Annotated in this window: 18 protein-coding genes; 14 read left to right on the top strand and 4 right to left on the bottom strand. The window is 60.5% G+C overall.

The features are described 5' to 3' along the window. The first annotated feature begins 142 nt into the window (after positions 1-142). The 7 genes from ACTX90_RS09225 (at position 143) to ACTX90_RS09195 (ending at position 7,150) form a co-directional block, all read left to right on the top strand. Positions 143-916: a carbohydrate ABC transporter permease gene (locus ACTX90_RS09225; protein WP_202605464.1), complete on the top strand. Its 774-nt coding sequence runs from the start codon at positions 143-145 to the stop codon at positions 914-916. Beyond that, entirely contained in the window at positions 913-1,797 is an 885-nt protein-coding gene (locus tag ACTX90_RS09220; protein WP_443441939.1) for a carbohydrate ABC transporter permease, read from the top strand. The genes ACTX90_RS09225 and ACTX90_RS09220 overlap by 4 nt, the downstream gene beginning before the upstream one ends. A 61-nt stretch (positions 1,798-1,858) precedes the next feature. Continuing rightward, entirely contained in the window at positions 1,859-3,226 is a 1,368-nt protein-coding gene (locus ACTX90_RS09215) for an ABC transporter substrate-binding protein (RefSeq protein WP_443441938.1), read from the top strand. A gap of 2 nt (positions 3,227-3,228) precedes the next feature. Then, positions 3,229-3,978, top strand: a complete 750-nt coding sequence (locus ACTX90_RS09210; RefSeq protein WP_052772378.1) for a glycerophosphodiester phosphodiesterase — start codon at positions 3,229-3,231, stop codon at positions 3,976-3,978. Between the two features lie 600 nt (positions 3,979-4,578). Beyond that, positions 4,579-5,481: a pyridoxal 5'-phosphate synthase lyase subunit PdxS gene (gene pdxS, locus ACTX90_RS09205; RefSeq protein WP_047119207.1), complete on the top strand. Its 903-nt coding sequence runs from the start codon at positions 4,579-4,581 to the stop codon at positions 5,479-5,481. 186 nt (positions 5,482-5,667) lie between these two features. Continuing rightward, complete coding sequence (locus tag ACTX90_RS09200; protein ID WP_443441937.1) at positions 5,668-6,549, top strand: class II glutamine amidotransferase; 882 nt, start codon at positions 5,668-5,670, stop codon at positions 6,547-6,549. A 40-nt stretch (positions 6,550-6,589) separates the two neighbouring features. After that, on the top strand, positions 6,590-7,150 hold the full coding sequence (locus ACTX90_RS09195; RefSeq protein WP_443441936.1) for a dihydrofolate reductase family protein: 561 nt from the start codon (positions 6,590-6,592) through the stop codon (positions 7,148-7,150). 89 nt (positions 7,151-7,239) lie between these two features. Here the strand turns inward: ACTX90_RS09195 and ACTX90_RS09190 are convergent, their stop codons facing one another. Both ACTX90_RS09190 and ACTX90_RS09185 read right to left on the bottom strand, forming a co-directional pair. Beyond that, the gene (locus ACTX90_RS09190; RefSeq protein WP_443441935.1) at positions 7,240-8,004 is read right to left on the bottom strand and encodes a GNAT family N-acetyltransferase; all 765 of its coding nucleotides are present in this window, start codon (positions 8,002-8,004) and stop codon (positions 7,240-7,242) included. Next, positions 8,004-10,010 (bottom strand): M3 family metallopeptidase, encoded by a 2,007-nt coding sequence (locus tag ACTX90_RS09185; protein WP_443441934.1) that lies wholly within the window; start codon positions 10,008-10,010, stop codon positions 8,004-8,006. The genes ACTX90_RS09190 and ACTX90_RS09185 overlap by 1 nt, the downstream gene beginning before the upstream one ends. Positions 10,011-10,103: 93 nt before the next feature. On the opposite strand from ACTX90_RS09185, the gene ACTX90_RS09180 reads away from it, so the two are divergent. Next, the gene (locus ACTX90_RS09180) at positions 10,104-11,312 is read left to right on the top strand and encodes a CapA family protein (protein WP_443441933.1); all 1,209 of its coding nucleotides are present in this window, start codon (positions 10,104-10,106) and stop codon (positions 11,310-11,312) included. 19 nt (positions 11,313-11,331) lie between these two features. Here ACTX90_RS09180 and ACTX90_RS09175 read toward each other — a convergent pair whose 3' ends face one another. Continuing rightward, a complete protein-coding gene (locus ACTX90_RS09175) occupies positions 11,332-12,225 on the bottom strand; it encodes a hypothetical protein (protein WP_443441932.1) in 894 nt (297 codons plus the stop codon). Positions 12,226-12,230: 5 nt separating this feature from the next. Next, a complete protein-coding gene (locus tag ACTX90_RS09170) occupies positions 12,231-12,641 on the bottom strand; it encodes a DUF6318 family protein (RefSeq protein WP_443441931.1) in 411 nt (136 codons plus the stop codon). A 636-nt stretch (positions 12,642-13,277) separates the two neighbouring features. Between ACTX90_RS09170 and pdxT the strand changes: the two genes are divergently transcribed. From pdxT to yajC, 6 genes are all read left to right on the top strand, one after another. Next, positions 13,278-13,889: a pyridoxal 5'-phosphate synthase glutaminase subunit PdxT gene (gene pdxT / locus ACTX90_RS09165; RefSeq protein WP_443441930.1), complete on the top strand. Its 612-nt coding sequence runs from the start codon at positions 13,278-13,280 to the stop codon at positions 13,887-13,889. 3 nt (positions 13,890-13,892) lie between these two features. Beyond that, a complete protein-coding gene (locus ACTX90_RS09160; RefSeq protein WP_047119201.1) occupies positions 13,893-14,651 on the top strand; it encodes a YebC/PmpR family DNA-binding transcriptional regulator in 759 nt (252 codons plus the stop codon). Between the two features lie 4 nt (positions 14,652-14,655). After that, entirely contained in the window at positions 14,656-15,255 is a 600-nt protein-coding gene (gene ruvC, locus ACTX90_RS09155; RefSeq protein ID WP_443443965.1) for a crossover junction endodeoxyribonuclease RuvC, read from the top strand. 85 nt (positions 15,256-15,340) lie between these two features. Further along, positions 15,341-15,964 (top strand): Holliday junction branch migration protein RuvA, encoded by a 624-nt coding sequence (gene ruvA / locus ACTX90_RS09150; protein ID WP_053798181.1) that lies wholly within the window; start codon positions 15,341-15,343, stop codon positions 15,962-15,964. Between the two features lie 9 nt (positions 15,965-15,973). After that, positions 15,974-17,023 carry a Holliday junction branch migration DNA helicase RuvB gene (ruvB, locus tag ACTX90_RS09145; protein ID WP_082344761.1) on the top strand — a complete coding sequence of 350 codons (1,050 nt, stop codon included), beginning with the start codon at positions 15,974-15,976 and terminating at the stop codon, positions 17,021-17,023. Between the two features lie 185 nt (positions 17,024-17,208). Continuing rightward, positions 17,209-17,628, top strand: a complete 420-nt coding sequence (gene yajC, locus ACTX90_RS09140) for a preprotein translocase subunit YajC (RefSeq protein WP_113606288.1) — start codon at positions 17,209-17,211, stop codon at positions 17,626-17,628. Positions 17,629-17,671 lie beyond the last annotated feature (43 nt).

Below are 17,671 nucleotides of genomic sequence, written 5' to 3'. Positions count from 1 at the left end.
TCATACCGAGTCCCCGATCGCGGCTCCCGCGGAACCGCAATCCAGGAACCACCGGAAATATTTATTGTTTGCGCTCTTCGCATTTCCCAACCTGCTGCTGATTGCAGTTTTTGCCTATTGGCCGATCCTGGGAAATCTGCTCTTGAGCCTCACCGACTGGGACATGATCTCCCCGTTCCCGAACTTCATCGGCTTGGAAAACTACACCGCGCTCTTCACCGACCCCGGCTTCGTCGACGTCATGCGGCGGACCCTGACCTGGGTCGTGGCAGTGGTCGGGGCAAGCCTCGTCTGCGGCCTGGGCATGGCGCTGCTGTTCAACGGCGGCGCCAGGGGCACCAAGGCAGTGTCCACCTTGGCCTTCACGCCGCATGTTATTTCCGGTGCCGCGGTGGCAGCGGTCTGGCTGTTCGTCTTCGACCCCAACTACGGCCTGTCGCGGCTGCTGTTCAACGCCATCGGCATGGACTCGCCGCACTGGACGACGGATCCGGACATGGCGCTCTCCGCACTGATCATCGTTGCAGTGTGGAAGGGTGCGGGCTTCGTGGCCATCGTCTACCTGGCCGCATTGCAGTCGATTCCACGTGACGTCATTGAAGCGGCGCAATTGGACGGCGCTGGCCGATGGAAGACCTTCAGCAAAATCGTCTGGCCGTTGCTGACGCCGACAACCTTTTTCCTGTGCGTCACCCAGATCATTGGCGCCTTCCAGGCATTCGACCTGATCGCCATGATGACCAGCGGCGGGCCGGCAGGTTCAACCACGACGCTGAGCTGGTACATCTACGAGCAAGGATTCCAGGAATTCAATATCGGATCCGCGGCAGCCTCCTCGGTTTTCATGTTCATCATCCTGCTCGTGGTCACCGCGGTGCAGATGCGATTCGCAGAACGAAAGGTGCACTACTCGTGAGCGCCCTGGCATCCCCTACACGTGAGACGACAACCGCGGCCGGCGGTCGTCCACCGGCCAAGCGCCGGAAGCGCCATCTCGCCAGCTACCTGCTGCTGGGCCTGATCGCCCTGGTTTTCCTGGTGCCGGCCTATTGGATGGTCTTGGCGGCGATCAAGCCCAACGACGAAATCTACCAGTGGCCATTCACGCCGTGGCCCAGCGAGCCAACCACCGAGAATTTCTCGGCGGCGTTGGCCGCCGCGCCATTCGACCAGTTCTTCATGAATTCGCTGCTGGTCACCACCGTCGGCGCCACGGTGAAAGTGGCGCTCGCGGCCCTCACCGCCTACGCCTTCGCATTTCTGCCCTTCCCCGGCAAGAAATGGCTGTTCCTGGGAGTGCTCGGCGCGCTCATGGTTCCGGGCCATGTCACCTTGCTGCTGAACTACTCGACGATCAGCAACCTCGGGCTGATCAACACCTATGCCGGCATCATCCTGCCGGGGCTCGGCTCCGCCTTCGGAACCTTCCTGCTGCGCCAGCATTTCATGGGCCTGCCCAAGGAAGTGCTGGAAGCGGCCGAACTCGACGGGGCCGGCCACCTGCGCAAGCTGTGGTCCTTCGTTCTGCCGATGTCCAAGCCGGCGGTCATCACCGTGGCGCTGATCGCGGTCATCGACGAATGGAACGACTTCATCTGGCCGCTGCTGGTCACGAACACCCTCGACATGCGCACGATGCCCATCGGCCTGATGTTCCTGAAGCAATCCGAGGGACTGGACGACTGGGGCATGATCATGGCCGCGACGCTGATGATTGTCCTGCCCATGCTGCTGCTCTTCCTCTTCGCCCAGAAGTACATCATCAACGGCATGGCCGGCGCCGCAGTGCGCCGCTAGGCCGTAAACCCCGAAATCCGCAAACCGCCCGCATTTCACCGCAATCACAAAGGACCCAACCATGCAGAACAACCCGCTTGCCAGCACACTGGAGAAATCATCGTCGCGCCGCAGCTTCCTTGGCGCCCTCGGCCTCACCGCCCTGGCCATTCCGGCACTGGCGGCCTGCGGGAACTCCTCCGCCGCAACCTTCGCGCAGCCGGCCACAAAGGTGCCCGCCGGCTTCGCCGGCCGCCGCAACGTCGTGATCTGGAGCTCCTGGGGAGGCGACAACGGCAAGATGTTCGCCGACCTGATCAAGAAGTTCAACGAGTCGCAGACTGCGATCTATGCCGAGGTCCAGCAGTTCGACGGCTATGACGGAGTGGGCGAGAAGCTCACTGCAGGCCTGCGGGCTAAGCAGGTTCCGGATCTCGCGGTGCTCTCCGACATCCACTGGAACCGCTACTTCCTCTCCGACGCGCTGGAGCCGCTGAACAAGTACCACGACTCCAGTTTCGGCCCATCGGTATACACGGAGAACTTCTACAAGGAAGGAACCGTGCGCGACGAGTCCTACTGGGTTCCCTTCGCCCGCTCGACCCCGCTGTTCTACTACAACCGGGATCTCTTCGCCAGCGTCGGCCTACCTGATCGAGCCCCGGAAACCTGGGATGAATTCCGCAGCTGGGGCAAGGAAGTCACCGGTGCGAAGTTCAAGGGCAACACCATGAAGATGCGCGCCCTGACCGGCGCCGACGACTGGTACTTCAGCGGACTGCTCTGGGCCTTCGGAGGCGCGATCTCCAACGGGCTGGACGTGCGTCTGGACAGCGCCGAGTCGCTGGCCGCCGTGGACTTCGAACGCCAGCTGGTCCACGAGGACAGGAGCATGTACCTGGCGCAGAGCTTCGTCAACGACTTCAGCAACGGCCAATGCGCCACCGTCACCCAGTCCACCGGCGGACTGACCAGCGTCACCAAGGCGGCCAAGTTCGAGGTCGGCACCGGCTTCATGCCCAAGGGCCCTGCCGGGACGGGAACTCCTACCGGAGGCGGCGGCCTGTCCGTCCTGCGTCAGATCAGCGACGAGCGCAAGGCCGACGCGGTCGAGGTCCTGCGCTTCCTGGCCAGCGACGAAATCTCCTCGCAGTGGACCGTCGGCACCGGGTACCTTCCGGTGACCAAGGGGGCAACCAGCTCCAAGCTCGTCACCGACCTGATGGGCAAGAATCCCAACTACCAGGTCGCCGTAGACCAGCTGCAGATCGCCTCGGGTCCGGACGATGTGCGCCGCTACGTCACCTCCGCCATTTCGGAGCTCAAGCAGATGGTGCAGAAGAACTACACCGCCAACGTCAAGCCGGAGGAGCTCGTGAAGCCGGTAGCTGCGAAGCTGCGCGCCGAAGCGGACAAGATCCGCGCCACCTACGAAGAGAAGGTTGCCTAACCATGAGCCAGATGACTGGAATGCGACTTGTCGGGCACCGCGGCGCCATGGCCCATCGCCCGGAAAATACGCTGGAATCCTACCGCTATGCCGAAGAGCTGGGTGTTGCCGAGATCGAGCTGGATATCAGGCTGTCTGCCGACGGCGAGGTGTTCATCCTGCATGACGAGACGATTGACCGGGTTGCCCCCACACCGGGTGCCCTCGCCGGCATCAATGTAGCTACCCTGACCCTGGAAGAACTTCGAGGTGTCGATCTGGGGGAGTGGCTGGGTATTCCCACGCTCACCGAGGCACTGGACGCCACGACCACCGCCATCCAGATCGAGATCAAGGATCCCCGTGTCGTCCCGGCAGCTGCTGCGATCGTCAACGCCAGGCCGCAGGACTTCGAGCGGCTGCAGTTCACGAGCTTCAACCATGAGGCACTGGTGCAGATCAAGACATTGTGCCCGCAGGTTTCGCGGGGATTCATCCTCGGAGGCAACACCACCCTGACCGACGATGTTGACGCGCTGTTTGGATTGCTCGACGAAAACCAAGCGAGCTTTGTTCACCTGAACGTCAACGCCGTGCGCGATGCCGCGGTGCAGGAGCTCCACCGTAGGGGATACCTGCCTACTCTCTGGCCGCTTCGCGGTCCGGACGACGTGCGTCGGGCGCTGGCCATCGGAGCCGCCGCGGTATGCGCCGATGATCCGGCAGCAGCCAAAACATGGATAGCCGACATCGTGGCCGAGATTCCTGCATAACCAGCAGATCCATGGCACCGTCATTCCGAAGCTCACGCTCACCGAATGGCGGTGCCTTCTGCATATATGCAATGCGCACGAAACGTGCGTGGACCGACGCATCGGCCCGCGCAAAAAACATGCGAAACCAGAAACGAACACGACCCACGAGCCCGGCAGACGACGTTGTCGAAAGCTGGTCATCAACAGGGTTGCACTGACTGGGCAGTGAAAATCTGCCGCCGAATGTCGGAATCTACCAAGACTGCTGCTGAGAGTCTTGGATGCCCGAAACGCAGCATCGGTCCGCGTGGCATTGGAGCCCAGAATGTGACACTGCGGTTTTTCCCTATGACAACTCATCTAGCGTTCGGAAATGTCGTAACAAACTCGTGAAAATACCCTTTGACCAGAGGTAACGCGGAGATCCAATTGTTACGTCGGAAACCTGATCTAAGGGATAAATCTCCTACCGTAACAATGTTACGCAACACTCAAGGTAATGAACTTCGCTGATCCTACGATGAATGGGTACTACCTCGTCGCTCCCCGCATTCCACGGTAGGATCTCGGGCGCCAAGCGACATTTTTATGCAGTATTGAAAGGAACCAGTTCTCCCCATGTCTTCGAACTCCCAGAACCCAGTTATCGGTTCGGACCGCGTTAAGCGCGGCATGGCTGAAATGCTCAAGGGCGGCGTCATCATGGACGTTGTCACCCCGGAGCAGGCACGTATCGCTGAAGATGCAGGCGCGGTCGCTGTCATGGCGCTGGAGCGGGTTCCTGCCGACATCCGCGCCCAGGGCGGCGTATCCCGCATGAGCGATCCGGACATGATCGACGGCATCATCAACGAGGTCTCCATCCCGGTGATGGCCAAGGCCCGCATTGGCCACTTCGTCGAGGCCCAGATCCTCCAGTCGCTGGGTGTCGACTACATCGACGAGTCCGAGGTCCTCTCGCCAGCCGACTACGAGAACCACATCGACAAGCAGCCGTTCACCGTGCCGTTCGTCTGCGGCGCCACCAACCTCGGCGAAGCTCTGCGCCGCATCAACGAAGGTGCCGCGATGATCCGCTCGAAGGGCGAGGCAGGCACCGGCGACGTTTCCAACGCCACGGGCCACATGCGCAAGATCCGCGCAGAAATCGCAAAGCTCTCGGCCCTGCCGGAAGACGAGCTGTACGTTGCCGCCAAGGAACTGCAGGCTCCGTACGAGCTGGTCAAGGAAGTTGCCGCCACCGGCAAGCTCCCGGTAGTGCTGTTCACCGCGGGCGGCATTGCAACCCCTGCCGACGCTGCCATGATGATGCAGCTGGGTGCCGACGGCGTCTTCGTTGGCTCGGGCATCTTCAAGTCCGGCAACCCGGTGCAGCGCGCCGAAGCCATCGTGAAGGCCACCACTTTCTTCGACAACCCGGACGAACTAGCCAAGATCTCGCGCGGCCTGGGCGAAGCCATGGTCGGCATCAACGTCGCCGATGTTCCTGTGCCTCACCGTTTGGCTGAGCGCGGCTGGTAAGCACCTGCTCTATCTAATTGAAACCCCCAAGGCCACCTTGGGGGTTTCGTCGTCTCTTGAATAGCGGTGTGCCTTGAACGCGGGTGTGCCTGCTCTCCGCACGAACGATTGCTGCGGTTGCGATTCCTTGTCCACTCAGACTGGCAACGATATCGTAAAGTCCATCGGACGTTTCAAGGGGGGACCATGTGCCGTTGGCTCGCTTATCTCGGTTCGCCAATAGACATCGCAGACATCCTGCTGCGCCCCAATCACTCGCTGATCGACCAGAGCCTGCACGCGCGCGAACTGTACCTGCCCCACTACCGGCTAGCCGAGGGCTTTGCAGCTCATGCGTTCCCCACGAACGGGGATGGGTTCGGCATGGCGTGGGCCGGGTTGCGGGGAACGCTGGGGCGGTATCGGCAGATCGGCCCGGCCTGGGACAGCCAGAACCTGCGCCATCTGGCGCAGCAGATTCAATCCAACTGCGTTCTTGCTCATGTCCGGGCTGCGCCCGGCGGTACGATCGCCGAGCAGAACTGCCACCCATTCGTCCACGACAGCTGGATGTTTCAGCACAATGGAACGATCCCGGAATTCGCCACACTCAAACGCGAGCTCACCTTCGACGTCGACCCGGCGCTCTACCCCTCCATCCTTGGCAATGCAGACACCGAGGTTTGCTTTTTCCTAGCGTTGACCTATGGACTGGATCAGGATTCTGTGGCGGGCATGTCGCGCATGGTGGCACGGGTGGAACGGGCACGCAACGAGCACGGGATCGCCGATCCGTTCACCGCTACCATGTGCGTATCCAACGGGCAGCAATTGATAGTCCTGCGCTGGGTCAGCCCGGATGCGCAGGGCGTCCAAGCCCCGTCGCTCTACCACGCAACTGGCCCCACCATGTTGCTGACGGTCGATGGCCAAAATGATCGTTTGCCTGAAAATGCGCAGCTGGTGGTTTCCGAGCCCCTCGAACTGCACTGGAGCAGGCATACATGGCGGGAAGTTCCCAGCGCGTCGATCGGGATCCTGGAAACCGGCCAGCCTGCGCGATTTATGCCGATCAACCTCGACTCCTGAGGGGCCCGGCCGGAGCCGGCAGCGTGTTTAGACTTGGTCCATGGGTGAAATAATCTTTGATGCCGCAACCACGCTCAATGGCTATCTGGCCGATGCCGACCACAGCCTCCAATGGCTATTCGACGTCGGAGGGGATGAACAACCAGACCCGGATCTGTTGCCGCGGGACGTGTCCGTACATGTTGAAGGCGCCAACACGTACCTCTGGGTGCTTGAGCATGAGAAATTCATGGAGCACCCCGCAAAATGGCACACTTATTACGGGGACCGGCCCACGTACGTCTTTACGCATCGCAACTTGCCAATCCCGCGGGGGGCAGATGTTCGGCTGCTGCGTGGTGCGGTAGCCCAGCATCTGGACCACATCCGCAATGCCGCAGGCACCGGCAATATCTGGGTGCTGGGGGGCGGAGAGCTTCTCGGGCAGTTCCTTGACATCGACGAGCTCGACGAGCTGGCGCTGACGATCGCACCGGCAACCGTTGCTGCCGGTGCGTCACTGTTGCCTCGTGCGATAGGCAGCGACCGTCTCAAGCTCGTGGAAGCACGGCAAGCCGGACCGTTCGCGAGGCTGCGGTACCGGGTTCAAAAAAGGGAATGAAGTTCGGCCGCAGCTGCGTCAAGGGATGCAGAGCGGCGGGATCGATACCGATTCCGGCCCTTGCCGATCTACAAGGTCTCAAGCAGCTTCTAGGCCCAAGAACGCAGCACCATATGACGGCCTCGCCCAAGGAGCTTCAGGCCGTTGGCCGTGAAGAAATCGGCGCTGGACGGAGTGGCCGCTGCGAGCAATTCGGTCGGGCCCTCGTCTTCGACGGGAGCCAGCGGGTTGATCATCGAACGCGACAGGCCGTGCAGCAGTGCAGTGCCGATGCCCTGACAGCGGAAATCGCTGCCGACGGCCAACGCATGGACCATCAACTGGCCGCCAAGACCCTGCTGGGCGAAACCACGGCCGACAATGTTGCCTTCCTCGGTGCGGGCAACCGCATGCTCCACCCGGCGCAACGCCGGGTGGCCACTGGAAAGCTGGGGTGAGGCTTCCCTCCACAGATTCGTGACTGCCAGTTCAGCGGCGTCGGCTCCGGTGGCTTCCGGAACATTGTTGCCAAGGCGGATCTTTCCGTCCCAGCGGTCCATCGGAATGGCCAGCGGCCCCGCATGCCAGGAGACCTGGGCGTTATCGCTGAACCCGGCGGCCTTCAGCTGCGTGGCGTCCGCGCCCGAATTCACCCAGGCTTCCACCCGGCGGGCGCCGAGCCGCATGCCTTCGGCCAGGGCGGGGCGCAGGCCTGCAGGTTCCGGGTTTTCCGGGAAGAGCAGCACCAGGCGTCGGCGCACCGGCTGCCAAGCCCATGAGCAGCCGTGGGTGGTAAAAATCTTGCCGCCAGTGGCAACGGCCAGCGCCTGATGCCAGTGGCTCAACGCTTCCTGTGCGGAGGCAATCGTCGTCATTATTCTGCGTTCACCAATCCTCGACGGCGCAGCAGCGGTTCGACCTCTGCATTGCGTCCGCGGAACAATCTGTAGGACTCAAGGGGATCGCGCGTATTGCCGCGCGACAGCAGCTCCTCGCGGAACCGATTACCATTTTCCCGCATTAGGCCACCATTTTCCGCGAACCACTGCACAGTGTCGGCATCGAGCACCTCACTCCAAATGTAGGAGTAGTACCCGGCCGAGTATCCGTTGGCGAAGATATGCTGGAAGTAACCGGTGCGGTAGCGCGGCGCGATCATCTGCGGATCGAATCCGGCCTCCACCAGCACCTGCTGTTCGAACGCTTCCGGATCGGCGATGACGGTTCCCGGCTCGATGGTATGCCAGGACCAGTCGAGGACGCTCGCGGCCAGGTATTCGGTCGTCGCGAAGCCCTGCCCCCACAATTCCGAGGCCCGCAAGCTTTCCAGCACGGATGGATCCAACGGCTCGTCGGTCGCGTAGTGCTTGGCATATCCGCCGACCACATCTTCATGCAGCGCCCACATCTCGTTGACCTGGGAAGGGAATTCCACGAAGTCCCGTGGCACCGAAGTTCCGGAGAGCGAGGCGTATTTCCCATTCGCGAACATCCCGTGCAAGGCATGCCCGAACTCGTGGAACAGCGTGTTGGTCTCGTCCAGCGTCAGCAGTACCGGTTCTCCATCAGCTGGCGGGGCGATGTTCAAGGTGTTGGTGACGATGGGGCGCTCATCGAGGAACGATGCGCCGTCGCGCAGCGTCGTCATCCATGCGCCACCCTTCTTGGTGGGCCGAGCCAGGAAATCTCCGCTGTACAACGCCAGTGCGCTGCCATCGGCGTCGAAGACCTCCCAGACACGTACATCAGGATGGTAGCCCGGTAGATCGAATCGCTCGGTGAAGGTGATTCCGTACAATCGGGTCGCGGTGGCAAAGACGCCCTGAACCAGGACCCGCTCAAGCTCGAAGTACTCGCGAAGCGCCGACGTATCTACCGAGAACTTTTCTTGAAGCACCTTCTCCGAATAGTAGCGCCAGTCCCATGCATTGATCGGGCCGCCGGCAAGGTCGGAAAGTATCTCAGCCTCGGCGTTTGCATTGCGCACGGCTGGGGCAGTCAGCTCCGCGAGTCGTTCGGCTACGGCTGCGGTGCTCGGCGCCGTTGCATCGGCGAGCACCGTCTCGGCGTGATTCGCGAAGCCGAGAACCGAGGCTCGTTCTGCACGCAGGGATGCCATTTGTGCCGCGAGTTCCAAGGTCGACTTCAGGCCGCGGGATAGCGACGCCTCGTGAACCTTGCGGCGGGATTCCGAGCGAGCCAGTTGGGAAAGCACAGGCTGCTGCGAAGGCGAAACCAGAGGCAGCAAGAAGCCGTCTTGATACCCGGCGTCAAGAGCAGCCTTGGCCGCCGCAGCTATTGCCGCGTCGCCCAATCCTTCAAGCTCCGCTGCGTCGGCGAAATGCACCGCATGCTTATTCTGGTTTTCCAATGCCAGATTCGAGAACTGGCTGGAAAGCTCCGAAATTTGTTCGTTCAGCTTCGAGAGCTTGTCCTTGGCCTCTGAACCCAAGGCGGCTCCTGCCTGTTCAAATTCCCTGAGGGTCTGTTCGGCCAGTCGAGCATCCTCACCTACCAGAGAATCAAGGTTTAAAGCTTGTAAACGAGAAAACAAAGTTTCGTTCAGGTGAATGGCGTCCTGCTGGCGTGTCATGATGCTCGACATCTCGCTTTGGATCGCACGCAGGTCCTCGGTTCCGTGCGCGGAGAGCACGGTGAAGTATGTCATCAGCGTCCGACGAAGCACCTGACCTGAGGCTTCGAGGGCTACCAGCGTGTTATCGAATGTCGCAGGTTCATTATTGGCCGTAATCGCCTCCAGCTCCTCCTGCTGCAATGCGGCGCCTTGGCGCGCTGCAACAACATAGTCTTCGGCGGTAAGCGACTGGAATTCGGGCCATTGATAAGGATTTTGGCTGGGAGAAAGGAGCTGATTCGACATGCCCTAAGGTTCCCATATTGAACGTGACCCAGCTTGCATTGACGCCAATGTCATGCCAAGGGCGAACTGCGATCCACCGGTATGCTGTGGCGTATGAGCTTTCCCTTGCCCATTCGCTTCGCTGCGCTGACCGTATCAATTGCACTTCCTGTGGCCTTGGCATCTGGATGCAGCGTTGCGCCGCAAACACAATCAGGCGCGCTCACATCAACATCTGCCGCACCGACCGTTGAAGCTTCGCAGCCAGCAAAGGACCAGGATGGCCCGAAGGAAACACCAATGGATCGACCCGAGGAGTTGTCCCTCATGGTGACCGGGGATGTGCTGCTCCACCCGCAGTTGCTAGATGAAGCAGAAACCGCTGCCGGGAAATCCGACGGCAATGGCAAGGAATTCGACTTCGAGCCACTCTTGGCTGGCCTCAAGCCATACGTTCAGGACGCAGATGTAGCCCTATGCAATCTGGAGACGCCGATCGGCACCCCTCCTTATTCCGGATACCCGCTATTCACTGTTCCCTCGCAAATCGTCTCCGATCTCGCAGCCATCGGCTATGACGGGTGCACCACCGCGACGAATCACACCGTGGACGCCGGCACCAAGGGCGTCATCCGGACCCTTGACACTCTGGCAAAGAATGAAATGTTCTCGACAGGAAGCTATAAGAGCAAGAAGGACTCCGAGCAGCCACCCATTATGGACATCAATGGCATGAAGCTGGGTGTTGTTGCCACAACGTACTCATTGAACGGGATGCGCGTTGATTCTGATTGGCGAGTCGACACGGGGGTCAACTCATCGAAACTCATTGATCGTGCGAAATCTGCACGTAAGGCCGGGGCCGACATCGTGGTTGCTGCGGTGCACGACGGCGCGGAGTACACGAGTGCGCCAACTGAGTCCCAGCGAAAACTCGGCCGCGCATTGGCCAGCTCGGGAGAGTTCGATTTCGTCTACATGCACCATACTCACTCGGTCCTTCCGATTGAGAAGTACAAGGGAACGTGGATCGTGTACGGTCTTGGGAACTCGGTCGCGAAGCATGCCACCCCTACGATCCTGAATCGCGAGGGGATCAGTGTAAAGGCAACTTTTGCTCGCGACGGCGAGAATTGGGACGTGTCGAAACTTCAGTGGGTTCCGCACCAGCTAAGCAAAGCGCCGGTGGCATGGTGCCAAGTCGCCACCACAGAAACATGTGTATCCGATGCGGATGCTAAAGCGTCACTTCAACGGACGCTGAAGACCGTTAATGCCTACGGGGCCGTTGATGATGGTCTGGAGGAGTGGATCCTGCCTTAGTGGGCTTCCGCTCCCTTATTCATTCATTTGCGATCAATTCTTTCTTGGTTCTCCACACGTCCATCGTTATTGGAGTACTTGGTACGGCCGCTTGTCCTGGAATGCTTTGCCACGGCCCGCCGCCCACGCTGAATTCACCGCGATACAAAGTTGTTAGACCCACACTGAACTTTCCAGTTACTTCATAGACATGACTTGTGGGCGTCTGATCATGCAAGGTGTGCTGTGGGTCTGGTTCTCCGGGGAAATTGTTATTCCGTGCTGAGCCATCACCATAATTCCAATTCCACTGGATTGGAATCGCCCTAATACGAACATCTGAGCCAGACATGTTGGATCTGAATTCTTGAATTCTTCGACTCGCCCAGAAGTGGGTGTTGCCGTTTCTCAACGAAAAACCATCCGGATCACTTCCGATCGTAGATTCTACTATAGGGAAAGAGCGAAACATTGCGGGAGTAACGCGAATTTCTTCTTTTTTGATTGCTTCGCCTTCAAGAGTCGGTGCTGGGTCCCCTGGGCAATATGAGTATTGCTGAAGTACGAGCCCTTCGAGGTCAACAATCTGCCGTTGAATTGGATATGATCCGTCGTCACATTCTTTGATATCAGGATTGCTATCACAGCCAATTGCTTTCTCAAGCCCGGGAATACAAGTATCGTACTCGCGCAACTTATACTTGGGCTCTTCTTTTTTGTTAGTTTTGGGAAGACTTTGATACCAAGGCTGTGAAGTCCCAAAGTCATCACTATCTACTTCGGGGCATTTGTCACTAGAGTGTTGAATGTCTTTGGGATTTACACGAAGAAGCATTTCTGGGCAGACTGCAGGACTTCCGGTCCGCATTTCAGGGCTCGGAACCTGCATGAAGATCGCGACAAGTAGGAGTGAAATTCCGAATAATTTGATCATATCTTCTAACCTTCACCAACGATACTGTCTACTTTCCAGCCATCGTCGAATAGAAGATTGATCGCAAGAATTGACGTCGGAAGACTCTCAAGGGTCGCTACAGGTTTGTTTTTCGTTACATAGAACTCGGATTTATCAACTTTATATCTGACGGAAACGGCAGTTCGTTTCGTTGTTGTCTTGAAAACATCTACTACCTCAAAGTGATGCTTTCCGCCGACTTGCCACATTTTCTTTTGCTTGGCTCGTGCTGCCGGATCAATGATATCTTCACCGCATACTTGGCATTGACGAGTTGTAACCTTCTTCAATTGTTCAACATCATTCGTCTCAATTGAATAGTTGATCAGCGAAAAATAATATTCCGTGAAGCTTTTTGCGCCATTATCTGAATTTTTCGTGGCAGTTGCAGGCATCTTGGGGATAGGGACGTTCTTGGCGGGCGCCACCGCACTCGCGGGCTCGTATCGCTCACTTGCGCTCGGTGAAGAGGTCGACGATCTAGTGGGCACTGAGTCCTGTGTCTGATTTTCTTCACTCTGAGATTGCGTTGGAGTAGGCGGCGTTTCGGGGCCGGACTCGCATGCTGCGAGTGCGATCGAGCTGGCTGCAAGCAGAGCTACACATGCAATTTTCCGAGCGCTCATAGGAACTCTCCGTAATCACTGGGATGCCGTAGTGAGCGTCATCCTATGCCCCGCGCTCAAAGATTGGGAGAGTTTTGCTCAAATCTGTGGATATCTGGCGCAAAGCGATGCAGTCGTGCTTACTTGAAAATTCCGGAATCTACTCAAAGCGGCTGGTATGCAATTCAGACCGCGAGGCCCACTAGTAGTAGTCAAGTGCGGAAGTGGGCAACGCAGATAGTTGTCTCGAGTGCTTCTGGAGATGAGAAAGAATCGCGACACGCCTGGTAATAAAACCTGCATGAGCTGTGGGGGAGGAATAACGTTGATCCGGCGCTTGCTGGATTGCCTGCGCGCTGTCCCGATGGATTCCGTTTTTTGAGCGTCGAGTCCGTGGGGGATCGATTCAATTGTGAAGGTAGAACCATGCCGCTCTTCGGTGTCCTTGCCCTGCAGGGTGATTTTCGTGAACACCTCGCTTCGTTGACAGAACTTGGTGAAGTCGCTGTGCCCGTGCGTACTGTTGAAGATCTGGGGCGGATCGACGCGCTAGTTATTCCTGGCGGCGAGTCGTCGGTGATTGACCGACTGTCGCGCATTTATGGTCTCGCTGATCCGATTCGCCAACGTATTGCCGACGGCATGCCGGCCTATGGTTCTTGCGCAGGAATGATCATGCTGGCTGATCGTCTGGAAAATCCAGCCGTTGCCAGCAATGGCGCGGTCCAGGAGACTTTCGGCGGGATCGACATGACGGTTCGTCGCAACGCTTTCGGACGGCAGGTCGATTCGTTCGAGAACCGACTGAATTTCAACGGCGTCAACCTCGAAGCGGTGTTCATCCGAGCACCTGAAGCGGTGCAGGTTGGCCCGGACGTTGAAGTGATCAGCACCGTACCCGGAGCGGATCCGTCGTCACAAGGTAGAATCGTTGCAGTACGTCAGGGATATCTGTTGGCAACCAGCTTTCATCCGGAGGTATCCGGAAGCGCTGCCATCCATGAATTCTTCATCAAAATTACGCGAGGAGACGCTTAAAGCATGTCAGGCCACTCCAAATGGGCAACAACCAAGCACAAGAAGGCAGCCATTGACGCCAAGCGCGCCAAGGCCTTCGCGAAATTCATCAAGGGCATCGAAGTAGCAGCCCGTGCCGGCGGTGCCGATATGGCCGGCAACCCTGCTCTTGAACTTGCGGTCAGCAAGGCCAAGAAGAACTCCGTGCCGATCAACAACATCGACCGCGCCGTCAAGCGTGGTGCGGGCCTGACCGGCGAGGTCGTCGACTACACCGAAATCATCTACGAAGCGCGCGGTCCGCAGGGCTCCGCACTGCTGATCGAGTGCCTCACCGACAACAAGAACCGTGCGGCCTCCGAGGTCCGCGTGGGCATCACCCGCAACGGCGGCTCCATCGCCGACCCGGGCTCCGTGAGCTACCTGTTCGCCCGCAAGGGCGTTGTCCGCCTGCCGAAGGGCGAGCTGACCGAAGACGACCTGCTGATGGTTGTCCTGGATGCGGGTGCCGACGAGATCCTGGACGAGGACGACAGCTTCGCCATCGTCTGCGAGCCAAGCGACCTGCGCGCCGTGGCAGCTGCGCTGGATGAGGCCGAAATCGCCTACGAGTCCGACGAAATGGAATTCCTGCCGTCCATGAAGGTGGACCTGGACGTGGACGGGGCCCGCAAGTTCCTGAAGCTGTTCGACGCGCTGGAAGAGCTGGACGACGTGCAGAACGTCTACACCAACGCCGACCTGTCCGACGAGGTTCGCGCAGCGCTGGACGAGGAGAACTAGGGGTTTGTCCCTTCGAGTCGTGGGCGTCGACCCCGGCCTGACCCGCTGCGGGTTGGCCGTGGTCGACGTTTCTGCAAGCCGACAAGTAGAACTCGTCGACGTCACCGTCGCGGGCACGCCGCCGGGCACCCCGCTGGATGCCCGCCTGCTGACCATCGCAAACGCGATCGACGCCTGGCTGGATACCCACAAGCCGGACGTGCTGGCCATCGAACGGGTTTTCGCCCAGGTCAACGTCTCAACGGTGATCGGCACCGCCCAGGTGACCGGCATCGTCATCACCGCCGCCGCCCGCCGCGGCATCCCCGTGGCGTTGCATACCCCGACCGAGGTCAAGGCCGCGGTCACCGGCTCCGGGCAGGCCACCAAGGCCGCCATCGGCAAGATGGTCGCCAAGATCTGCCGCCTGGACGAGCCACCCAAACCAGCTGACGCCGCCGACGCGGTCGCCTTGGCGATCGCCCACGCATGGCGCGGCGCGGCCGCCGGCTCCAATGCCTCCGCCTCCGCTGCCAGCTCCTCCGGGTCCCGGCAGCTCACCACCGCCCAACGCGCCTGGATCGCCGCGGAGGCCTCGGCCAAGCACCGCGCCGCCCGGCGCTGAGACTCACCCGCGGCAGGCAGACGTCGCGCTTCGTAGGTATCTTCGATAAACTGTCTGGGATCGAACATATATCCCAAGGAGTGGCATGATCAGCTCATTGACCGGCACCGTCCAAGCGGTGTCCCTGAACACCGCCGTGCTCAACGTGAACGGCTTTGGCATGTTGGTCAATGCCACCCCCGGCACGCTGTCCACCCTGCACCAGGGACGCGAGGCCACCGTGCACACCTCCATGGTGGTGCGCGAGGACTCGATGACCCTGTTCGGCTTCGCCACCACCGAGGAACGCGACGTCTTCGAGGTGCTGATCGGCGTTTCCGGCATCGGGCCGCGTACCGGCCTGGCCATCCTCGCCGTGCACACCCCCGAAGAAGTGCGCATCGCCGCCAACACCAAGGACACCGCCGCCTTCACCAAGGTCTCCGGCATCGGCCCCAAGGGCGCCAGCCGCATCGTGCTGGAGCTGAACGGCAAACTCGTTCCCACCGGCGCCCCGGTGCCTTCCGGATCCGAAGCCGCCGGTTCCGCCTCGGTCTGGGAACCGCAGGTCATCGAGGCGCTCACCGGGCTGGGCTGGAGCGAGAAGGATGCCACCGCCACGCTCAAGGCGCTGTCCAAGGCGGATCCCGACATCGTCGCCACCGGCAACGTGGCCGACATCCTGCGCGCGGCCCTGCGCAGCATGTCCAGCGCCAACCGCGCCCGATAGGATTACCCCGTGTCTGATTCCAAGCCGCTGACCCACGCCGGAAGCGAACCGGAGGAGCATGCGCTGGAAGCCGCGCTGCGCCCGCGCAACCTGGACGACTTCGTGGGCCAGTCCCGCGTGCGCCAGCAGCTTTCCCTGGTGCTCGAAGCGGCCAAGATCCGCGAACGCAGCGCCGACCACGTGCTGCTTTCAGGCCCTCCGGGGCTGGGCAAGACCACCTTGTCGATGATCATCGCCGCGGAAATGAACGCGCCGCTGCGCATCTCCTCGGGACCTGCCATCCAGCATGCCGGCGATCTGGCCGCCATCCTGTCCTCGCTGACCGAAGGCGAAGTGCTGTTCCTGGACGAGATCCACCGCATGTCGCGGCCGGCCGAGGAAATGCTCTACATGGCGATGGAGGACTTCCGCGTCGACATCGTCGTGGGCAAGGGCGCCGGCGCGACCGCCATCCCGCTGGATTTGCCGCCGTTCACCCTGGTGGGTGCCACCACCCGCGCAGGCCTGCTGCCCGGCCCGCTGCGCGACCGCTTCGGCTTCACCGGCCATCTGGAGTTCTACGCCGTCGAGGAGCTTGAGCTGGTGCTGCGCCGCTCGGCCATGATGCTGGACCTGCGGGTTACCTCGGCAGCCTTCTCCGAAATCGCCGGACGCTCCCGCGGGACCCCGCGCATCGCCAACCGCCTGCTGCGCCGCGTGCGCGACTGGGCGCTGGTGCACAAGCTCGAGGAGATCGACGCGCAATCCGCGGCAGCCGCGCTGGACATGTACGAGGTCGACTCCAGGGGATTGGACCGACTTGACCGGTCGGTGCTCGAGGCGCTGTGCCTGAAGTTCGGCGGGGGACCGGTGGGCCTGTCCACCCTGGCCATTGCGGTCGGTGAGGAAACCGAAACCGTGGAGACCGTCGCCGAGCCATATCTCGTGCGCGAGGGCTTGATGGGACGCACCCCGCGCGGGCGAATCGCAATGCCCAGCGCCTGGCAGCATCTGGGGATCGCCATGCCCAAGGACGCCATTTTCGCCAGCGCCCAAAGCTATGAAAACGATGAGGATTAGACCAGCATCGCTTCACCGGACGCGTAAATGGTTCGCCCGTAGTCGCGCACCCATTAGACTAAAGACGCCTGACCTATGCCCTCGACAGGGCCTGGGTGGGGCGTCTTTGCTGTTTTGCGCGTCGCTGACGCCCGCAGCATCCCGAATTTTCAGCATTCGCAACGAATCGTTAGCAGGTAATTTACGTGAACTCTCTGGTGATCGCCCAGGCCGCCGGCGGCGGCTTCAACCCCTCGATGATCCTGATGATCGCGCTGTTCGCAGTGCTGATTTTCATGATGTTCCGCGGGCGCAAGAAGCAGGCAGCCCAGCAGGAGAAACTGAAGAACAACACCGTCCCGGGTGCGAAGGTCATGACCAATTCGGGCATCTTCGGTACCGTCGTCGGTATCGATGCCGAGGACCGCGTGCAGGTCGAAGTCGCCAACGGCGTGGTGCTGACCCTGCACCGCCAGGCCATTGCAACCTTCCTGGACAACGACGCTGCTGCCGCGGCGGCCGCCCCTGCTGTGGCCGAGGCCGATGCCCCGTCGTCCACCGTGGAAACCCCGGAGGAGTCCCTTCGTCGCCTGAACGACGAGGGCAAGGACGAGCGCAACGCCTAGCCAGGCCGATTCGCGGCGGTCCGCATCTGGTCCGCCTAGACGA

Source organism: Glutamicibacter soli, assembly GCF_052322135.1.
GTDB lineage: Bacteria > Actinomycetota > Actinomycetes > Actinomycetales > Micrococcaceae > Glutamicibacter > Glutamicibacter soli.
The sequence above is the reverse complement of the archived record's forward strand: the minus strand, read 5'-3'. Positions and strand labels throughout refer to the sequence as shown.